This is a genomic window from Paraburkholderia sp. BL17N1, from assembly GCF_003634175.1.
Lineage (GTDB): Bacteria > Pseudomonadota > Gammaproteobacteria > Burkholderiales > Burkholderiaceae > Paraburkholderia.
In genome coordinates, this window is record NZ_RBIW01000002.1 from 2,712,187 (window position 1) to 2,729,173 (window position 16,987).

The window sequence follows — 16,987 nt, forward strand, 5'->3', positions numbered from 1 at the left end:
CGCACGACGTCGTTATTTCCGCCGCTCATCCGAATCGAGGAATCTATGAAAGTTAAAGCTCTTGGCGTCATCGCCGGCGCGCTGATCGCTGCCGCTCCGCTCGTGTCGTCAGCCGCAGCTCTGCCGGCGCCGTTCGAAGGCAGCAGCACGCTGCAGGCAGACGGTGTCGTGAAGTCGGTCGATCAGGCTAACCATTCAGTCACTGTGCTCGACGCGCAAGGCGGTGAAGCGTCATTCACCATTACCGACACGCGCAATCTCGCGCAGATCAGGCAAGGCGGCAAGGTTCACATCCGCATGATGCGCAATGCCGTAATCAGCGTCACGCAGAGCGCGAACGGTCAAGCGGCAGCGGCTCAGATTGCCCAGTCGAACACGGTGCAGAGTGTGCACGCCCGGGTCGAGTCCATCGACCATGTTTCCGGCATCATGGCGCTCAAAGACCCGAATGGGTCCCTGTTTCATATCCAGGGCCGCGATCCCGCCAAGATCACCGGCGTGACACCGGGCATGCAAGTGGTGGTGGCGTTCGCACCGCAAGTGAGCGTGGCGGTGGCGCCCGCGCAGTAACGGGCGCCTTGATCGGACCTATCGGGCCTTAATCGGGCTCGCCGGGTACGAGGCGCAAGCGCGTGATTTCGGAAGGTGCACCCAGGCGCTTCGGCGGTCCCCAGTAGCCTGTGCCGCGGCTCGTGTACACCCAGAGTCCATTCAGCCGCGCGAGGCCGGCGGTGAACGGCTGCTGAAGCCGCACGAAGAAATTCCATGGGAAGAACTGGCCGCCATGCGTGTGGCCGGATAGCTGCAGCGTGAAGCCGGCTGCTGCGGCGGCTTCGGCTGAGCGCGGCTGGTGGGCGAGCAGCACCTTGATCAGTACGTCGCCAGGCGCGCCGGCCAGCGCCGCGACTGGATCGCTGCGGTGCGCCGGGTCGTGATGGCCCGCTGAATAGTCGGTCACGCCGGCGATCACGGCACGTGCGCCGTCGTGATCCACGATCACGTGCTCGTTCAGCAGGACGTTCAATCCCAGGCGCCGGAATTCGTCGATCCAGGCGTTGGCGCCGGCGTAATACTCGTGATTGCCGGTAACGAGAAAAGCGCCATGGCGTGCGCTCAACCGTGACAGCGGCTGCGTATGGTTGGTCAGTTGCGGCACGCTGCCGTCCACGACATCGCCGGTGACAGCGATCAGATCCGGCTTGAGGCGATTCACCGCGTCGACGATTGCATCGACATAGCGTCGTTTGATGGTCGGGCCGACGTGAATATCGCTGATCTGCACGATCGTGAAGCCGTCGAGCGCGGCGGGCAAATCGTCGATGGGCACTTCGATCGTCACCACCTTGGCGCGGCGGCGAGCGTTGAACAGGCCGACGAGCGTGGAAAGCAGCGCGAGCAGCGGCACAGCCGCGGCGGAGCCTGTTCGCCAGTGTGGGATGGCAATGGTGTTCGGCCAGATTGCATCGACGGTAAGGAGCGAAGCGAGCACGAGATCGCGCGCGAATGTCAGGACCAGCAGCGACGAAAAGAAGCCCATCGCCAGCAGGCCGACCCATGCGAGCCGATCGCCGAGCGGTTGTTGTTTGATCGTGCGCGCCAGCATGCCGAGCGGAATCAGAAAGATCGACAGCACGAGCCACAACGCACACAGCCATCGGCCGGTCATATCGATCGGCATGTCCGGAATCAGACGCAAGCCCACGTAGATATGCAGGAGAATGCCAATCAGGATGAAGCGAACAAGAAACGATGAGCGGCGCATAGAGAGGATCAGGACGGGAAGGGGCCGGCACACGGCGGAGCGGCGGCGGCTCGCCGACCGCGGCAATGCGTGGCGAACGAGCCGATCCATTCTACCGAGATGTGCAACCGCCTGCCGGGCGCGCCAAATTGACGCCGCTACGGCGAACCGTCCAAGGCTAACAGGCATGCGCGCGGTATTGCATTGCAGCAACCGAAGCGGCTGAGGGTAGGCCGTTCAGGCTGCCGATAGGTTCGAATTAAATGGGCTTTGAATTGTGGTCGGGCGTGGACTATTCTCAAATAGAACCGGCTTGTATCGCAGTCAGGGCAAAGGCCACAGCGAGGGCCCGCGCAGTCCGCTCGCGGTTCGTACTGTCGCCGGCAGAGGGCAAAGCAGGAGGCACATATGAAGCTGCTCAGATCAGGCAACCCGTTCCGCCACGCGCATCACGTCGGATATGAGGGCAGCCACGTCATGCTGCCACTCGTGGTCATTTCGGTAATGGCGATCGGCTTGTACTTCGGCGTGCGCAACATCGATTTTTCCGAGTTGGGCAAGAGCGCGCTGTTCTATGTCGTCATGCTTAGCGTCGCTCTCGGCATCGCGGGGCTGTTCGGCGTCGTGGGGGCCTGGGTGCGGTCCAACGGCGACGAAGCCGAAGAGGGCTTCTGCTTCATCGGCGCCTTGATCGGCGCCGTGGTCTTCTACGTGGCGATCTTGACTTGACCGCGCAGCGACGTGCCGGGCATCCTACGTCAGACGATCCGCGCGGCCTCGTCGAAAGCGAAGCGCGGGCTGCGCGGGAACAGTTTCGACGGGTCGCCGTAGCCCAGATTGATCAGAAAGTTCGACTTCACGGTCGTGCCGGCAAAGAACGCTTCGTCGACCTTGGCGGCATCGAACCCTGACATTGGGCCCGTGTCCAGGCCGAGCGCGCGCGCGGCGAGAATCAGATAGCCGCCTTGCAGTGTCGAATTGCGAAATGCCGTGTCGGCGATCGCCTTCTCGTTACCGGCAAACCAGCTGCGTGCATCGGCATGCGGAAACAGCCTCGGCAGGTGCTCGTAAAACGCCATATCCATGCCGACGATCGCTGTGACCGGCGCTGCCATCGTCTTCTCGAGATTGCCTGGTGACAAAGCCGGGCGCAGTTTTTCCTTGCCCTCCTGCGTTCTGACAAAGACGAAGCGGCCCGGACTCGAATTGGCCGATGTCGGGCCGAGCAGCACGAGTTCGATGAGTTGCTTGAGCACGGCGTCGTCGACCGGTTTTGGCTGCCAGCCGTTATGCGTGCGCGCTTCGCGGAAAAGCTGATTGAGCGCCTGGTCGGAAAGAATCATTGGATGGTTCCTTGAAGGTGACGTGAGCGAAATGAAAAGGACGGCGCCGGATCAGACCGCAAGCCACGCGTAGTAGCGTCGTTATCGTTGCCGCCATAATAGCCAAGGTTCTCATCCAGTCGCGCTTTGTGCGCGCGATTGTACTCAGGCATTCTCATGACGGATCTTTTTGCGGATTTTTCCGATGCTCTGCCGACGCCCGACGTCGACTGGTATCCCGATTGGCTGTCGTCTGAAGCGGCGGCACGGGCCTTGACGCACCTCATCGACGAAGTCGAATGGCGTCAGGACATGATGGGCACGCCTGCCGGGCGTGTGCCGCTGCCACGGCTGACCGCGTGGCAGGGCGAGCCTGACGCCGTCTATGTCTACTCAGGTATTCGCAACGTGCCACAAGCCTGGACGCCGACCGTCGCCGAGTTGAAGTCCGCGGTGGAGTCGATTTGCGACGCGCATTTTAATAGCGTGCTGCTCAACCGCTACCGAAGCGGCACGGACAGCATGGGCTGGCATGCGGATCGCGAGCCTGAACTCGGCACGCATCCGGTGATTGCCTCGGTGAGCTTGGGGGTCGCTCGCACGTTCGATCTGCGGCACAACAAGACCGGCGTCATGCAGTCTTTTTCGCTGAAAGGCGGCAGCTTGCTGGTGATGAAGGGCGACACACAGGCCGGGTGGCGGCACCGGGTGCCCAAAGAGCCGCGAGTGGCGGGCGAGCGCATCAACCTCACGTTTCGATGGGTGACGCCGCGTGCGGGTGTTCGCTAATGTGTGGTGTGCATTGGGCGAGGGCGGTTGCGCCGCAGAGCTGACCAAGCCACCAGGCCACCAAGCCACGGAACACGTAAGCGCATAAAAAAAGCGCGAATGCAGTAACGCCAGGCAACGCGCCCGAGCCACCCAGGCATCACGCCCCGCGACCACCCACAACCGCCAGACGCCCTATACCAAAATTGATATCGCCGACGCGAATCATATGATTGGACGGTTAACGCCCTACACACTACGCTACATCACGATCCACGCACCGTGAGGGCCGCAACGGCTGGGCGGATTCGATGGGTCGCCTACACAACAACGATCAGGAGACAGTCATGGCGAATACACGACGCGCCGCATGTCGTGCGTTGAGCGCGCTCGCACTTTGCGCGGGCTTCGGTGCGCTGACGCTGGCTATGCCGGGCGCTTACGCGCAGGACAAACAGATCACGCTGGGTTTTGCGCAGGTCGGCGCGGAAAGCGCATGGCGCACCGCCAACACCGAGTCGATCAAGTCCGCGGCGGCCGACGCGAAGATCAAGCTCAAATTCTCCGACGCCCAGCAGAAGCAGGAAAACCAGATCAAGGCGATCCGTTCCTACATCGCGCAAAAAGTCGACGTGATTGCGTTTTCGCCGGTCGTCGAGTCGGGCTGGGAACCGGTACTGCGCGAGGCTAAAGCCGCGAAAATTCCCGTGATTCTCACCGACCGGAACATCGATACGAAAGACCCCTCGCTTTATGTGACGATGATCGGATCGGACTTCCTGGAAGAAGGCCGGCGCGGTGGTCATTGGCTCGCGGATCACTACAAGAACGACCAAGGCCCGATCAACATCGCTGAACTTCAGGGCACGGTCGGATCGGCGCCCGCCAACGACCGGCACTCGGGTCTCCTCGAAGTGATCAAGAACGATCCCAAGTTCAAGATCATTGCGTCGCAAAGCGGCGACTTCACGCTCGCCGGCGGCAAGCAGGTCATGGAAGCGTTTATAAAGACATACGGAAATAAAATAAATGTAGTTTATGCGCATAACGACGATATGGCGCTCGGCGCCATCCAGGCGATGGAAGAGGCCGGCATGCATCCGGGCAAGGACATCATCGTCGTTTCGTTCGATGCGACCAAGGGCGGCTTCCAGGCCATGGCCGCGGGCAAGATGAATGTTGATGTGGAGTGCAGTCCGCTGCTGGGTCCGCAATTGATGTCGGCGGTGAAAGATGTCGTGGCCGGCAAGCAGCTGCCTAAGCGCATCCTGACGGAAGAGACGGTCTTCCCGATGAGTGTCGCCGCGCAGACACTGCCGACGCGCAAGTACTGACGGCAATTGATAAGGCTTCCTGACTGTAAGAAGCGGGTATGGAAACGCGGACAAGCGCAACGGGAAGCGCGGTACCGACACACGAAAAAAGGTTTCTCCAGTGGTGCCTGGCCGTCCGACTGCTTGGGCAGCGGCGGCCTCTTTTCCGCGCACTGCCGGCTCGAGGCCGCTGGAGGCCGCCGAACCACGCACCGCCGATCGAGCGAGGCCTATGACGCATCCCGCATCTGAACCGAACCCGCCGGCCGGCATCATCGGCGCCGCCGCAACCCATGCCGACGGCACCACGAATCGCGTCGAGCCGATTCTCGCGACCGCCGGCATCAGCAAGACATTTCCTGGCGTGAAGGCGCTGCAGCGGGTCGATTTCCGCCTGTTCCCCGGCGAGATCCACACGTTGATGGGGCAGAACGGCGCGGGCAAATCCACTTTGATCAACGTGCTTACCGGTGTGTTAGCGCCGGACGCCGGCACGATCAGCCTCGGTGGCCAAGTGGTGGCGTTCGCTTCGCCGCAGGAAGCTGAAGCGGCCGGCGTGCGCACGCTGTACCAGGAAGTGAATCTGTGTCCGAACCTCTCCGTTGCGGAAAACATTTTTGCGGGGCGGCAGCCACGGCGCTTCGGCGCGATCGATTGGCCCGATATCAAGCGGCGCGCCCAAGCCGCGCTGGCGCGCCTCGACGTGAGTCTTGACGTCACGCGATCGCTCGACGCCTATCCGATCGCCGTGCAGCAGATGGTGGCCATCGCGCGAGCGCTTTCGGTCGATGCGCGCGTGCTGATCCTCGACGAACCGACCTCGAGCCTCGACGACGGTGAGGTCAGTCAGCTTTTCAAAATCCTTCGGCATCTTAAGCAATCGGGCATTGCAATTTTGTTCGTCACGCATTTCATCGAGCAGACGTACGCCATCTCCGATCGCATCACGGTAATGCGCAACGGCGAGCGCGAAGGCGAATATCTCGCGCGCGATCTGCCGGCCGATCAATTGGTATCGAAGATGGTCGGCCACGAGCGGATGAGCGCACGTTTGCGCGAAGCCGCGCAGGAAGGGCACGACACGGAAGAAAAACAGGCCGCGCAGACCGGCCAGCCGTTCGTCGAGTTGCGCGGCGTGGGACGGCGCGGCTCGCTGCAGCCGATCGATCTCGACGTGCGGCCCGGCCAGATCCTTGGTCTTGCTGGTTTGCTCGGCTCGGGCCGTACGGAAACCGCACGGCTGCTGTTCGGTGCGGACCGTGCCGACAGCGGCACGATCCTGGTGAAGGGGCGCCCGGTGCGGCTGCGTTCGCCGCGCGACGCGGTGCGCCACGGCATCGGCTATTGCGCGGAAGACCGCAAGAAAGAGGGCATCGTCGCGGAACTGTCGATCCGCGAAAACATTCTGCTGGCGTTGCAGGCGCGGCGCGGCTGGTGGCGCAAGATCAGCCGGCAACGCGCGCGCGAACTGGCGGATCTATGGATCGAGCGGCTCGGCATCAAGGCCGCGGATGCGGAACAGCCGATCGGTCTGCTGTCCGGCGGCAATCAGCAGAAAGCGCTGCTGGCGCGCTGGCTCGCCACCGATCCCAAACTGCTGATCCTCGACGAACCCACGCGCGGCATCGACGTTGCGGCCAAGTTCGACATCATGGATCGTCTGCTGGCGCTATGCGCGAGCGGTCTGAGCATCCTGTTCATTTCGTCGGAGATCAGCGAGGTGCTGCGCGTGAGCCATCGCGTGGTGGTGTTGCGCGACCGTCGCAAGATCGCCGAAGTGGCCGGCAAGGCGTCGAACGAAGACAATATCTATCGACTCATCGCGGGGAGCGGCGAATGAAGCTATCTAACTGGTTCGTACGCGACGGCGCCGAGCGTCCTTTGATCTGGCCGTGCGTCACGCTGGTGTTGTTGTGCGGGCTGAACCTGTGGGTCAATCCGCATTTCCTGTCGCTACGCATGCTCGACGGCCATCTGTTCGGCGCGCCGATCGATGTGTTCAATCGTGCCGCGCCACTGGTGCTCGTCGCGACCGGCATGACGCTGGTGATCGCGACGCGCGGCATCGATATTTCGGTCGGCGCGGTGGTGGCGATCGCGGGCGCCGCCGCGGCCACGATACTCGCCACGCAGCCGGTGCCGACTGGCGGACTGATCGCGCAGGCACTGCTGGCGGCTTTGATCGTCGGCGTGCTGAGCGGCATGTGGAATGGCTTGCTGGTGTCGTTCGTCGGGATGCAGCCGATCATCGCCACGTTGATCCTGATGGTCGCCGGGCGCGGCATCGCGCAATTGCTGACGGCGGGGCAGATCATTCCGATCGGCGCGCCGGGCTATCTGTTTGTGGGCGGCGGTTACTGGCTCGGCGTGCCGTGTTCGGTGTGGATCGCCACGGTGTCGGTGCTGGCAACCGCCGCGCTCGTCGAAGGCACCGCGCTCGGACTGTTCATTCGCGCGATCGGCGTCAATCCGGTCGCCACGCGTCTGGTCGGCTTGCGCTCCAAGGCGCTCGTTTTCACGGTGTATGGCTTCTCGGGACTGACCGCGGCGATGGCGGGCATTCTCATCAGCTCGAACGTGCGCAGCGCCGACGGCAATAACGCCGGCCTGCTGCTCGAACTCGATGCGATCCTCGCGGTGACGCTCGGCGGCACGTCGCTGCTCGGCGGCCGCTTCAGTCTCGCGGGCACGGTGCTGGGCGCGCTCATCATTCAGACGCTCACGTACACCACCTATTCGATCGGCGTGCCGCCGGAAGCCACGCTCGTCGTCAAGGCGGCCGTCGTGCTCGCGGTGAGTGTGATCCAGTCGCCGTCGGCGCGCGCGCTCGGCATGGCGCTTGTCACGCAACGGAGAGTGGCGCGATGAGACGCATCCTCGAAGCCTGGGCTCATATTGTCGATCCGCGCACGCTGCCGATCGCCGTGACGATCCTGTTGTTCTGCGCGCTGTTCGGATTCGGCTCGGTCATGTACACCGGATTTTTCTCGTGGCAAGTGCTGCTCGATCTGCTGGTCGACAATGCGTTCCTGCTGATCGTGGCGATCGGCATGACGTTCGTGATCGTGTCCGGCGGCATTGACCTGTCGGTGGGCTCGGTCGTCGCGCTGACGACCATCGTCGAGGCGGTGCTGTCCGAACATCTGCATTGGCCAGTCTGGGTGATCCTGCCGATCGTGCTGCTGATGGGCACGGTGTTCGGCGCGGTGCAGGGCGCGTTGATTCACTTCTTCCGCTTGCAGGCCTTTATCGTCACGCTGGCAGGCATGTTCTTCGCGCGCGGCTTGTGCTTTCTGATCACGACACAGTCGATCACCATCACCGATCCGACGTTCCAGAAGATATCGGCGTTTCGCTTCGACATCGGCGTCGGCTCGGTGACGGCTAATGTGCTGATCGCGTTCGTCACGCTGCTGGCCGCGATTTACGTGGCGCATTTCACGCGCTTCGGCCGCAACGTCTATGCGGTCGGCGGCAACGCGCGTTCGGCTTTGCTGATGGGCTTGCCGGTGGCGCACACGCGCATCGGCGTGTATGCGCTGAGCGGCTTCTGTTCGGCGCTAGGCGGCGCGGTCTTTACGTTCTATGTGCTGTCGGGTTACGGCTTGCAAGGGCAGGGCATGGAACTCGATGCGATCGCCGCGACCGTGATCGGCGGCACGCTGCTGACGGGCGGCGTCGGCTATGTGATCGGCTCGCTGTTCGGCGTTGGCATTCTCGGCACGATCCAGACGCTGATCACGTTCGACGGCACGCTCAGTTCGTGGTGGACCCGCATCGTGATCGGCGCCTTGCTGTGCGCGTTCTGCTTACTGCAACGGCTGATCGAGCGTCATGCGAAGTCGGTGGGCCGTCCGGGCGGCACGGGTGCGGTCGTGACCGCGGGACGCGAACGCGGGCATGCGGACGGCTCGGCGGCGTCGGATTCGCATGTGATCGGGCGCGCGCCTGAACAGGCTTGAACGCGCGCGCCGCGGCGGCTCACGCGCTGAGTTGCCGTCCTCTGGTTTCAGGCAGCGTCAACGCGGCGAGGATCACTATGCCGTACGCCGCCGCAGCGAACACGCCGATCGCGTGGCCGAGCGTCGTCGTTTGCGACACGTAGCCGATCAGGAACGGAAACGTCGCGCCGACCGCCCGCCCGAAGTTGTAGCAGAAGCCCTGACCGGAGCCGCGAATCCGCGTGGGAAACAGCTCGGTGAGGAACGCGCCCATGCCCGAGAAAATGCCGGACGCGCAGAAGCCGAGCGGGAAACCGAGCGCGAGCATCGAAAGGTTATCGAGCGGCAGTTGCGTATAGATCAGCGCAATCGCGCACGACGCCAGAGCGAACGCGATGAAGGCGCGCTTGCGGCCGATTCTGTCGCTGACATAAGCGCCGGTCAGGTAGCCGCAATACGAACCGACGATCACCACGCCCAGATAGCTGCCGGTGCCGATCACACTCAGATGCCGTTCGGTCTTCAGATACGTCGGCAGCCAGGTGGTTACCGCGTAGTAGCCACCTTGCACGCCGGTTGCCAGCACGGACGCGCGCAGCGTCGTCCAGACGATCTCGCCACGGAAAATATCGAGCAGCGAAGTGCGCGTTTGCGTGGCGGCCTGCGCCGCTTTCTGCTGCCGATGCACCTCGGGCTCGTCCACGAAGCGGCGGATCCAGATCACGAACGGCGCCGGCGCAATGCCGATTGCGAACAGCACGCGCCACGCGTAATCGGCCGGGACCAGCGAGAACACGGCCATGAAGAGCAGCGTCGAGATACCCCAGCCGATTGCCCAGCCCGCCTGCACGAGTCCGACCGCCTTGCCACGATCGCGCGCGCGGATCACTTCGCCGATCAGCACCGCGCCGGCCGTCCACTCGCCGCCGAAGCCGAGGCCCATCAGCCCGCGCGCCCACAACAGCTGCGAGAAATTCTGCGCCAGCGCGCAAGCCAGCGTGAAGACCGCGAACCAGAGAATCGTGATCTGCAAGGTCTTCACCCGGCCGATGCGATCCGACAGCACGCCGGCACCCCAGCCGCCAAGCGCTGAACTCAGCAGCGTGACGGTGCCGATCAGACCGGCGTCGCCGCGCGTGATGCCCCACGTCGCTATGAGTGTCGGTATCACGAAGCTCAGGAACTGCGTGTCCATGGCGTCGAGCACGTAGCCGATCTTGCAACTCCAGAAGGCGCGCTTCTCGCTGGCGGAGATCTGCCGATACCACGCGAACGGGCCTTGTCCTGCACCGGACTCGGCATAATGCTCGGCGTCGGCGGTCAACTGCGCTTCGGTTTCCATGCTTGTACTCCGGTCGTCGTTGGCCGTGTCTCGTCGCACGGCGGGTGAGGGCACAAAGGCTGCGGCTACAGCATCGCCAGCGTGGTGTTGGGAATATCGGTGACGAGCATGTGCCCCGGTTTGTGAGCGATCGCGAACGGCAGACGCGCGCTTTCGATGGCGGCTTGCGGTGTGACTCCGCAAGCCCAGAACACAGGCAGCTCGTCGCCGCGTACTTCGACGGCGTCGCCGAAATCGGGACGCGCCAGATCGCGAATGCCGATCAGCGACGGATCGCCGATATGAACCGGCGCGCCGTGCACGGCGGGAAAGCGGCTGGTGATCTGGATCGCGCGGATGGCGTCGGCGGCTTTCATCGGCCGCATCGACACGACGCGATTGCCGCCGAACACGCCGGCCGCCACGTTACGCTCGCGGGTGCGATACATCGGCACGTTGACCTGCTGTTCGATATGGCGCAGCGCGATGCCTTCACGCCGCAGCATTTCTTCGAAAGAAAACGAGCAGCCGATCGCGAACACCACCAGATCGTCGCGCCACAATTCGTCGAGGCTGCGCACTTCTTCGGCGCGCTCGCCATGCCGGTACACGTAAAACGCCGGCACGTCATTGCGGATGTCGAGGTCGGCGCCGAGCGCGGGCACGCGCCAGTCGCCTGGTTCACCGATGCCCAGCAGCGGACACGCCTTCGGATTCAGCGTACAGAAGCGCAGGAAATCGTCGGCGTGCTGTTTGGGCAGGATGGCGAGATTGGCTTGCGCATAGTCGCCGCAATAACCCGCGGTGGGGCCGGACAGGCGACGGCTGCGTATCTGCTGACGAAACTCGGACGGCGTGTAGGACATGGACTGCTCGACTCCAGGTAGATCGCGTGGCTGAAAAACTGTCGCGGATGCAACCCAGATTAGTAACGTCAAAAATATCCATCCAGCGAGTTTTTATTGGGTTTCGTTAAATTAAACTTAACGGCGCCGTGGCCCGTTCACGGCGATGATCGCGTGCAACCCGCCGCTGTTATGAGAACTCCGCCATGAATACCCGCTTTGTCGAAACGTTTCTGACGCTCGCCCGTCTAGGCAGTTTTCGCGCGACGGCCGCCGCCATGCATGCGACGCCCGCAGCGATTTCGCTGCGCATCAAAACGCTCGAAGCGGAGTTGGGCGTCGAGTTGATCGAGCGCGATGCGGCCGAATTTCAGCTCACAGCGAATGGCGAGCGGCTGCTCGCGCATGCGCGCTCGGTGGTGCAGGCCACGCGCTCGCTGCAACTGGCCGCGCAGGACGAGACACAAGTGGCGACGCGTTTGCGCCTCGGCGTGATCGAGACGGTCGTGCATAGCTGGCTGCCGGACTACATCCGCCTGCTGAACCTCGAGTACAACCGTATCGTCGTGGATCTCACGGTCGATTCGAGCGCGATACTCGGGCCGCGCTTGCGCGCGGGCGAACTGGATCTGGTGATTCAAGTGGAAGAAACCGCGGAGCCTGAAGCGTCGATCGTGTCGACCTTATTGGCGAGCTACCCCGTGCGCTGGATCGCGCGCAGCGATCTGATTCCGGCCAGCCGCGCGAAACACGTGCAGACCGTGTTGAGCAAGCCCGTGCTGACGTTTGGCCGTGGCACCGCGCCGCAAGTCGCCGTCGAGGCGATCGTGCACGCGCTCGCCAAACGCGCCGGTATGCCGCTCGCGCAGACTCAGGTGACCTGCATGCCATCGGTCGCGGTGATCGTGAAACTGCTGCGCGACGGCTATGGGATTGCCGCGGTGCCCGCGCTATTTGTCGAGCCTTATCTGAGCAGCGGCGAACTGGGGCAGTTGCAGGTGCATCCGCTGCCGCCGCCGATCGACGTCGCGATGTATTACCGCGATGACGCCGATGTCGGCGTGCTCGCGGCATCACGTGTCGCGCGAAACGCGCTCGATCAGTATGCGAAGGCGATGGGGCGGCAGTTGATCGAGAAACGCTGAGGCAAGCATGAGGAACATGCCGTCCATCATTCAATGCGCGTCGAGACGCCGTCGCGCGGTGGCCACGAGTCGATCGAACGAGAAAGTGCTGGCGGCGAGCGCGGCGGTCTCCGGCAGGTATTCGCGCGCAATGTCGGTCAAGACCTGGCCCGGCGGCGCTTCGATCAGCACATGTGCGCCCATTTCCTGCATCACCGTGAGCGCGTCGAACCAGCGCACGGTGTAGCGCATATTGGTGGCGAGGTCGTCGCGGATCGCGTCCGCCGTATACAACGGACGGCCACCGCGATTGCCGACATAGATGCTTTTTGGCGTGTGAAACGGCATGTCCTTCGCGTAGGCGATCAGTTCGTCCGTGGCTTGCGCGAGCAATTCGCAATGCGACGGCACGCTCACCGCGAGGCGAGTGGCCTTGCGCGCGCCCGCAGCCAGCGCGCGTTTGATGAAGGCGTCCAGTGCATCATTTGCGCTCGCTATGACGATCTGGCGCGGCGCGTTGACATTGCCAATGTAGACGTGTTGCTGGACTTCATCGGCGTGGCGCGCAGCGAGCGTTTCCACTTGGTACTCAGTCAAGCCCGCTATCGCGGCAAGCCCATAACCGGATGGGTATGCTGTCTCCATCAGCTCGGCCCGGCGGCGAACCATTTTCAACGCGTCTTCGAAGTGAATCGCGCCGCAACTCACTGCCGCCGGATACGCGCCGACCGACAAGCCCGCGCTGATCTCCGGCACGAAACGTTCGGCAGCCAGCGCGCGTGTAAGCGCCACGCCCGCGACCGTCAGGCCGATCTGCACGGCGACGGTCGAGCGCAAGGCGTCCGGCGTGTCCAGTGTGAGCACATCGACGCCGAGCACGTGTGACGCTTCGTCGAGCGTGTCGCGGACCGCATGATGCTCCGGCAAACGATGCAGGAAGCCATCGCTCTGCGCGCCTTGCCCGGGGAAAAGCAGCGCGAGCATCAGGCGTCGTCGCCATGAGACGCGGAGCCCCACGGATCGGCGATCAGTTGCGGGCCGCGCGCGTGGCGTGCCAGCACACGTGGTTTGCCCGCGGCCCATTCAATCAGCGCCACACCGCCGGCGGGTGTATCGAGTTGCGCGTCCACGCGAACGCCGATGCGTTGTGCGAGCGCTTGCAGATAGTGCAGCAATTCGCCCGCCATGTCTGACGTGAGCGGTTTGTCGCGCGTTCGGATGAGCAGATCGAGATCGCTTGATGCCGTCACCGTCGGCACGTGTGTGGCCAGTTCGAAACCGGCGCTGCCGGTCGGTCCCCAGGCGAATGCATTAAGCGGACCCGTCGCGTCGTTTTGCAATGCGGCGAGTGCGGCGAAGGCGGGCAATGCATCACGGCCGGCGAGCGGTGGGCGTGAAAGAGCTTCCGGCGACACGGTGCTCACTACATCCGCCGACGATGCCCACGTGCCGTAACGCTCCGAACGCCCAACACCGCGCATCCCGATCGCGACGAACCCATCCGCCGCCAGCGCGCGTCGTACGACCGCATACGGTGCGCGCCCGAAAGCCTCGCGCACCCACGACGGTTCATCGTCAAACGCTTCCAGACGTTGCAGACGCAGCAAGTCGTGCGGCCGCCATCGCACATCGCACGAGAGCGCGTGGTCGATTGCAAACGGCGCTGCGGCACAGACTTGCATTACACCGCGTCCCACTGTTCGGCGAGACGCCGGCGCACTTCGATCGACGCCGCGCGATTCTTCCGCGCCGCCTCGGATTCCAGCCGATGCGCGAGATTGCGGCGGCCATCGTCGCGCACGCTCCGGATCTGCTCGGTCAACACCTGGCGCACGCGCTCGATCTGCGCGGCGTCCGGCGCATCGGCATCGACGCCGTCGATCAACTGATCGAGCAAGCCGAGCCTGGCGAACGACGCCATCGAGTACGACATCGGCACGATGGTTTCGCCGAGCGCGTCGAGTTCTTCGACCGTGCGGCGCGTCACGCGCGCGGCGGCTTCCTTGCCCATCGCATGAACCATGGTGCCGGGCGCGTCGAGCGCGACGATGCGGTTGCCTTGATAGCCGTGCGCGAGGAACGCGCCCGACATGGCCGGCCCGACGATCAGCGCGATCACCGGATGACCGGCATCGCGCGCGGCGGCGTAGGCGTCGACCGCCGCGGCGCACGCCAGGTGAATGCCGAGCATCTCCTCGCGATAGCCGTACGCCTGGCTTTTCACGTCGACGATCGCGACGATCGGGTGGCGCGTGCCGCTCGCTTCGTCCCGCGCAATGGCGTCGCGCACGGCGCGCGCGAGCCGCCAGCCCTGTTCCAGTCCGACCACGTTGTCGGTGGCGCGCGGAAAGCGGTTGGCGGGGTCCGGCACGACTGAGAAGAAGTGTGCGGTCTCTGCGCCGAGCGGTGCGTCGCCGCTCAACACAGGCGCCTGGCTGGCCGATTCGCCGGCCAGTGCCTGGAACCAGCGCGCGCCGCGGCTGAGTTTTGCGTCGCTCATGCTTGCTCCTTGCGCGAATCGCTTTGCGGTTGACGGTTGAACACGTCGCGCATGGTTTCGGGCGTGACGCAGGCGGGATCGATCCGCGCGAGCCGGTCGAGGAACATGTCGACCTGTTCGCTGCGATGCGCGGCGGGCACGCCTTGCTCGAAGGCGGAACGCACGGCAGTGCGCACCGCGTTGGAGTCGTCGTCGACCAGTTGATCGGCGAGCACCGTAGCCGTGCGCTGTTCGCCGCCGATCAGTTGCCATACGCGGCGGCGATCGCTGGCGTCGAGTTCGTCGATGCCGGCTTCCTGTTCGATCACTTCGGGCCCGTTCATGCCGAGCCGCCCTTGCTTCGTGACAACCAGGTACGAGCACAAGGCCGCCGCCAGCGACATGCCGCCGAAGCAGCCCACCATGCCCGCAATCACGCCGACCACCGGCACATGCCGCCGCAGTGCGACGATCGCCGCCTGAATCTCCGCGATCACCGCGAGGCCGAGGTTGGCTTCCTGAAGCCGCACGCCGCCGGTTTCGAACAGCACGACCGGCCGCACGGTCTTGCCGCGTTCGCAGTCGCGCAAGGCCAGCTCGAGCGCCGCGGCGATCTTGCTGCCCGACACTTCGCCGATGCTGCCGCCCTGGAACGCGGATTCGATCGCGGCGACCACGGCGGGCTCGCCGCCGATGGTGCCGCGCGCGATCACGCAGCCGTCATCCGCCTGGCAGACGACGCTCTGCAACGGCAGCCACGGCGATTCGATCTTGTCGAACGGGCCGAGCAGTTCGCGGAAGGTGCCCGCGTCCAGCAGCGAGCGGGCGCGCTCACGCGCCGGCAGTTCGATGAAACTCTCGCGCAGCATCGGCGCGGGATGAGCGGTCGCAACCGTAGTCATGCGTCGTCTCCCCGTTCAGCGGCTTCGGCGGCTTCGACCGCTTCCGCGAGGCGCAACGCGACCACGCCGGGCGTGGCCCCGAAGTCGTTGATTTCGATTTGCGCGGCGCCGTCATAGCGCGTGAAGAAGCGATCGAACACGCTCTTCCAGATGTGGCTGTAACCATCGACGCTGGTGCGCACGACCACGTGTGCGCTCAGCGCGCCAGCCTGGTCGGCGGGCGAGAGCAGCACTTCCAAATCGCCCGAGCCCACCACGCCGACGTGCGCGCGGGTCGTGACGGCGCGTTGCGCCGGATAGTCGAAGGTCAGATGTTCCATGAGTCGGGGCTCCTGTCGGCGTCGTGATGCGCCAGCATGTCGAGAAAGAGGGTGGCGGCGAGCAGATCGGCTGCGCCGCCGGGCGATGCGTTGAGCGTCAGCAAGTCGTGTTCGAGCGCGGCGAGCGCGGCGCTGCCTGCGGGCGTCGAACTGCCGCCCGCGTCCAGCACGCGTTGCGCGCCGTGTTGTCCGGCATGCAAACCGGGCAAGCCCGCGCGATGCAGCAGGCAGGTGTCGTCGAGCGTGGCCATGATCGAGAGCAGGGTGTCGACGCGCGCGGCGTTTTCGTCGATGCCTCGCCGACGCGCCGCGAGCAGCGCGGGCAGGCCTACGTCGATCACATGCGGGAAGCCGTCTTGCGCTTCACGGCGTGCGCCACCGACCTGGTAGCGCTGACGCGCGCGTTCGCCGTGGCTATCGGAAGGCGCGGCGAAGCGATCCGGGAAGCAGGCGATCTGCGCGGCATGCGTGCAGATCTGCGATGGGTTCGCGCGCCTGGTGCCGGTGGGCAGCGACGCCCCCGCGACCAGCAGGCCGACGATCCAGATCGCGCCGCGATGCGCATTGCTGCCGCCCGTGGCGTGCAGCATGTCGAGCTCGCCGGCGCGGCCGATCTGCGCGAGTTCGGCACGCAGCAACGCGGACGGCTCCCCGCGGCGGCGCGCCGCGCGGGCGAGCGCGGCGAAAGTCGGCTCGAGCGCGTGTGCCGAGCGCAGCATGGTGTCGAGATCGAGGTCGCGATGCGCGCCGCTGCCGCGCCGGTCGACCAGCGCGGGCTTGGGCGTGAGATGGGCTTCGTCGATCAGCGCGGTGATGGCGTAATGGGCGAGTTGCGCGTCGGAAAGCGTAGGTACAGCGTTAGCGCAGCGCGCCTGCGCTTCTTCTCGCGCGAGCAAAGCCACGGGCGCCAT

Annotated in this window: 18 protein-coding genes; 8 read left to right on the top strand and 10 right to left on the bottom strand. The window is 64.5% G+C overall.

Annotated elements, in window-relative coordinates; all coding sequences use genetic code 11:
* Positions 1-45 precede the first annotated feature (45 nt).
* The gene (locus B0G82_RS32070) at positions 46-570 is read left to right on the top strand and encodes a hypothetical protein (protein ID WP_121310990.1); all 525 of its coding nucleotides are present in this window, start codon (positions 46-48) and stop codon (positions 568-570) included.
* A 28-nt stretch (positions 571-598) separates the two neighbouring features.
* Here the strand turns inward: B0G82_RS32070 and B0G82_RS32075 are convergent, their stop codons facing one another.
* A complete protein-coding gene (locus B0G82_RS32075) occupies positions 599-1,762 on the bottom strand; it encodes a metallophosphoesterase (protein WP_106311902.1) in 1,164 nt (387 codons plus the stop codon).
* Positions 1,763-2,149: 387 nt separating this feature from the next.
* On the opposite strand from B0G82_RS32075, the gene B0G82_RS32080 reads away from it, so the two are divergent.
* A complete protein-coding gene (locus tag B0G82_RS32080; RefSeq protein ID WP_121310224.1) occupies positions 2,150-2,470 on the top strand; it encodes a hypothetical protein in 321 nt (106 codons plus the stop codon).
* A gap of 29 nt (positions 2,471-2,499) precedes the next feature.
* Here B0G82_RS32080 and B0G82_RS32085 read toward each other — a convergent pair whose 3' ends face one another.
* Positions 2,500-3,084 (bottom strand): malonic semialdehyde reductase, encoded by a 585-nt coding sequence (locus B0G82_RS32085; protein ID WP_121310225.1) that lies wholly within the window; start codon positions 3,082-3,084, stop codon positions 2,500-2,502.
* 156 nt (positions 3,085-3,240) lie between these two features.
* Here B0G82_RS32085 and B0G82_RS32090 point away from each other — a divergent pair, with 156 nt between their 5' ends.
* The 5 genes from B0G82_RS32090 to yjfF all read left to right on the top strand — a co-directional run bounded on the left by B0G82_RS32090 (position 3,241) and on the right by yjfF (position 9,106).
* Positions 3,241-3,852, top strand: coding sequence for an alpha-ketoglutarate-dependent dioxygenase AlkB (locus B0G82_RS32090; RefSeq protein WP_116144024.1), 612 nt, complete (start codon positions 3,241-3,243; stop codon positions 3,850-3,852).
* Positions 3,853-4,178: 326 nt separating this feature from the next.
* Positions 4,179-5,165, top strand: a complete 987-nt coding sequence (locus tag B0G82_RS32095) for an ABC transporter substrate-binding protein (protein ID WP_121310226.1) — start codon at positions 4,179-4,181, stop codon at positions 5,163-5,165.
* Between the two features lie 211 nt (positions 5,166-5,376).
* Positions 5,377-6,984, top strand: coding sequence for a sugar ABC transporter ATP-binding protein (locus B0G82_RS32100; protein ID WP_121310227.1), 1,608 nt, complete (start codon positions 5,377-5,379; stop codon positions 6,982-6,984).
* Positions 6,981-8,012 (top strand): ABC transporter permease, encoded by a 1,032-nt coding sequence (locus B0G82_RS32105; RefSeq protein WP_116144030.1) that lies wholly within the window; start codon positions 6,981-6,983, stop codon positions 8,010-8,012. The genes B0G82_RS32100 and B0G82_RS32105 overlap by 4 nt, the downstream gene beginning before the upstream one ends.
* Positions 8,009-9,106 carry a galactofuranose ABC transporter, permease protein YjfF gene (yjfF, locus tag B0G82_RS32110; RefSeq protein ID WP_121310228.1) on the top strand — a complete coding sequence of 366 codons (1,098 nt, stop codon included), beginning with the start codon at positions 8,009-8,011 and terminating at the stop codon, positions 9,104-9,106. The genes B0G82_RS32105 and yjfF overlap by 4 nt, the downstream gene beginning before the upstream one ends.
* Positions 9,107-9,125: 19 nt before the next feature.
* On the opposite strand, the gene B0G82_RS32115 is transcribed toward yjfF, so the two are convergent.
* Positions 9,126-10,427 carry an MFS transporter gene (locus B0G82_RS32115; RefSeq protein ID WP_116144034.1) on the bottom strand — a complete coding sequence of 434 codons (1,302 nt, stop codon included), beginning with the start codon at positions 10,425-10,427 and terminating at the stop codon, positions 9,126-9,128.
* A gap of 65 nt (positions 10,428-10,492) precedes the next feature.
* Positions 10,493-11,272 (bottom strand): putative hydro-lyase, encoded by a 780-nt coding sequence (locus B0G82_RS32120; protein ID WP_116144036.1) that lies wholly within the window; start codon positions 11,270-11,272, stop codon positions 10,493-10,495.
* A gap of 185 nt (positions 11,273-11,457) precedes the next feature.
* On the opposite strand from B0G82_RS32120, the gene B0G82_RS32125 reads away from it, so the two are divergent.
* The gene (locus B0G82_RS32125; protein WP_121310229.1) at positions 11,458-12,396 is read left to right on the top strand and encodes a LysR family transcriptional regulator; all 939 of its coding nucleotides are present in this window, start codon (positions 11,458-11,460) and stop codon (positions 12,394-12,396) included.
* 30 nt (positions 12,397-12,426) lie between these two features.
* On the opposite strand, the gene mdcH is transcribed toward B0G82_RS32125, so the two are convergent.
* From mdcH to B0G82_RS32155, 6 genes are read right to left on the bottom strand one after another with little or no spacing between them, the layout of a single operon-like run.
* Positions 12,427-13,359 (bottom strand): malonate decarboxylase subunit epsilon, encoded by a 933-nt coding sequence (gene mdcH / locus B0G82_RS32130; RefSeq protein ID WP_121310230.1) that lies wholly within the window; start codon positions 13,357-13,359, stop codon positions 12,427-12,429.
* Positions 13,359-14,057 (bottom strand): malonate decarboxylase holo-ACP synthase, encoded by a 699-nt coding sequence (locus B0G82_RS32135; RefSeq protein ID WP_121310231.1) that lies wholly within the window; start codon positions 14,055-14,057, stop codon positions 13,359-13,361. The genes mdcH and B0G82_RS32135 overlap by 1 nt, the downstream gene beginning before the upstream one ends.
* The gene (gene mdcE / locus B0G82_RS32140) at positions 14,057-14,875 is read right to left on the bottom strand and encodes a biotin-independent malonate decarboxylase subunit gamma (protein ID WP_121310232.1); all 819 of its coding nucleotides are present in this window, start codon (positions 14,873-14,875) and stop codon (positions 14,057-14,059) included. Before mdcE ends, B0G82_RS32135 begins: the two co-directional genes overlap by 1 nt.
* Positions 14,872-15,756, bottom strand: coding sequence for a biotin-independent malonate decarboxylase subunit beta (locus B0G82_RS32145; protein ID WP_121310233.1), 885 nt, complete (start codon positions 15,754-15,756; stop codon positions 14,872-14,874). Before B0G82_RS32145 ends, mdcE begins: the two co-directional genes overlap by 4 nt.
* On the bottom strand, positions 15,753-16,076 hold the full coding sequence (locus B0G82_RS32150; RefSeq protein ID WP_116144048.1) for a malonate decarboxylase subunit delta: 324 nt from the start codon (positions 16,074-16,076) through the stop codon (positions 15,753-15,755). The genes B0G82_RS32145 and B0G82_RS32150 overlap by 4 nt, the downstream gene beginning before the upstream one ends.
* A complete protein-coding gene (locus B0G82_RS32155; protein ID WP_121310234.1) occupies positions 16,064-16,987 on the bottom strand; it encodes a triphosphoribosyl-dephospho-CoA synthase in 924 nt (307 codons plus the stop codon). Before B0G82_RS32155 ends, B0G82_RS32150 begins: the two co-directional genes overlap by 13 nt.

Bases quoted from the DNA above. Each gene is read 5' to 3' on its own strand.
- B0G82_RS32070 (WP_121310990.1), top strand. From the start codon at position 46: ATGAAAGTTAAAGCTCTTGGCGTCATCGCCGGCGCGCTGATCGCTGCC.
- B0G82_RS32075 (WP_106311902.1), bottom strand. From the start codon at position 1,762: ATGCGCCGCTCATCGTTTCTTGTTCGCTTCATCCTGATTGGCATTCTC.
- B0G82_RS32080 (WP_121310224.1), top strand. From the start codon at position 2,150: ATGAAGCTGCTCAGATCAGGCAACCCGTTCCGCCACGCGCATCACGTC.
- B0G82_RS32085 (WP_121310225.1), bottom strand. From the start codon at position 3,084: ATGATTCTTTCCGACCAGGCGCTCAATCAGCTTTTCCGCGAAGCGCGC.
- B0G82_RS32090 (WP_116144024.1), top strand. From the start codon at position 3,241: ATGACGGATCTTTTTGCGGATTTTTCCGATGCTCTGCCGACGCCCGAC.
- B0G82_RS32095 (WP_121310226.1), top strand. From the start codon at position 4,179: ATGGCGAATACACGACGCGCCGCATGTCGTGCGTTGAGCGCGCTCGCA.
- B0G82_RS32100 (WP_121310227.1), top strand. From the start codon at position 5,377: ATGACGCATCCCGCATCTGAACCGAACCCGCCGGCCGGCATCATCGGC.
- B0G82_RS32105 (WP_116144030.1), top strand. From the start codon at position 6,981: ATGAAGCTATCTAACTGGTTCGTACGCGACGGCGCCGAGCGTCCTTTG.
- yjfF (WP_121310228.1), top strand. From the start codon at position 8,009: ATGAGACGCATCCTCGAAGCCTGGGCTCATATTGTCGATCCGCGCACG.
- B0G82_RS32115 (WP_116144034.1), bottom strand. From the start codon at position 10,427: ATGGAAACCGAAGCGCAGTTGACCGCCGACGCCGAGCATTATGCCGAG.
- B0G82_RS32120 (WP_116144036.1), bottom strand. From the start codon at position 11,272: ATGTCCTACACGCCGTCCGAGTTTCGTCAGCAGATACGCAGCCGTCGC.
- B0G82_RS32125 (WP_121310229.1), top strand. From the start codon at position 11,458: ATGAATACCCGCTTTGTCGAAACGTTTCTGACGCTCGCCCGTCTAGGC.
- mdcH (WP_121310230.1), bottom strand. From the start codon at position 13,359: ATGCTCGCGCTGCTTTTCCCCGGGCAAGGCGCGCAGAGCGATGGCTTC.
- B0G82_RS32135 (WP_121310231.1), bottom strand. From the start codon at position 14,057: ATGCAAGTCTGTGCCGCAGCGCCGTTTGCAATCGACCACGCGCTCTCG.
- mdcE (WP_121310232.1), bottom strand. From the start codon at position 14,875: ATGAGCGACGCAAAACTCAGCCGCGGCGCGCGCTGGTTCCAGGCACTG.
- B0G82_RS32145 (WP_121310233.1), bottom strand. From the start codon at position 15,756: ATGACTACGGTTGCGACCGCTCATCCCGCGCCGATGCTGCGCGAGAGT.
- B0G82_RS32150 (WP_116144048.1), bottom strand. From the start codon at position 16,076: ATGGAACATCTGACCTTCGACTATCCGGCGCAACGCGCCGTCACGACC.
- B0G82_RS32155 (WP_121310234.1), bottom strand. From the start codon at position 16,987: ATGGCGCCCGTGGCTTTGCTCGCGCGAGAAGAAGCGCAGGCGCGCTGC.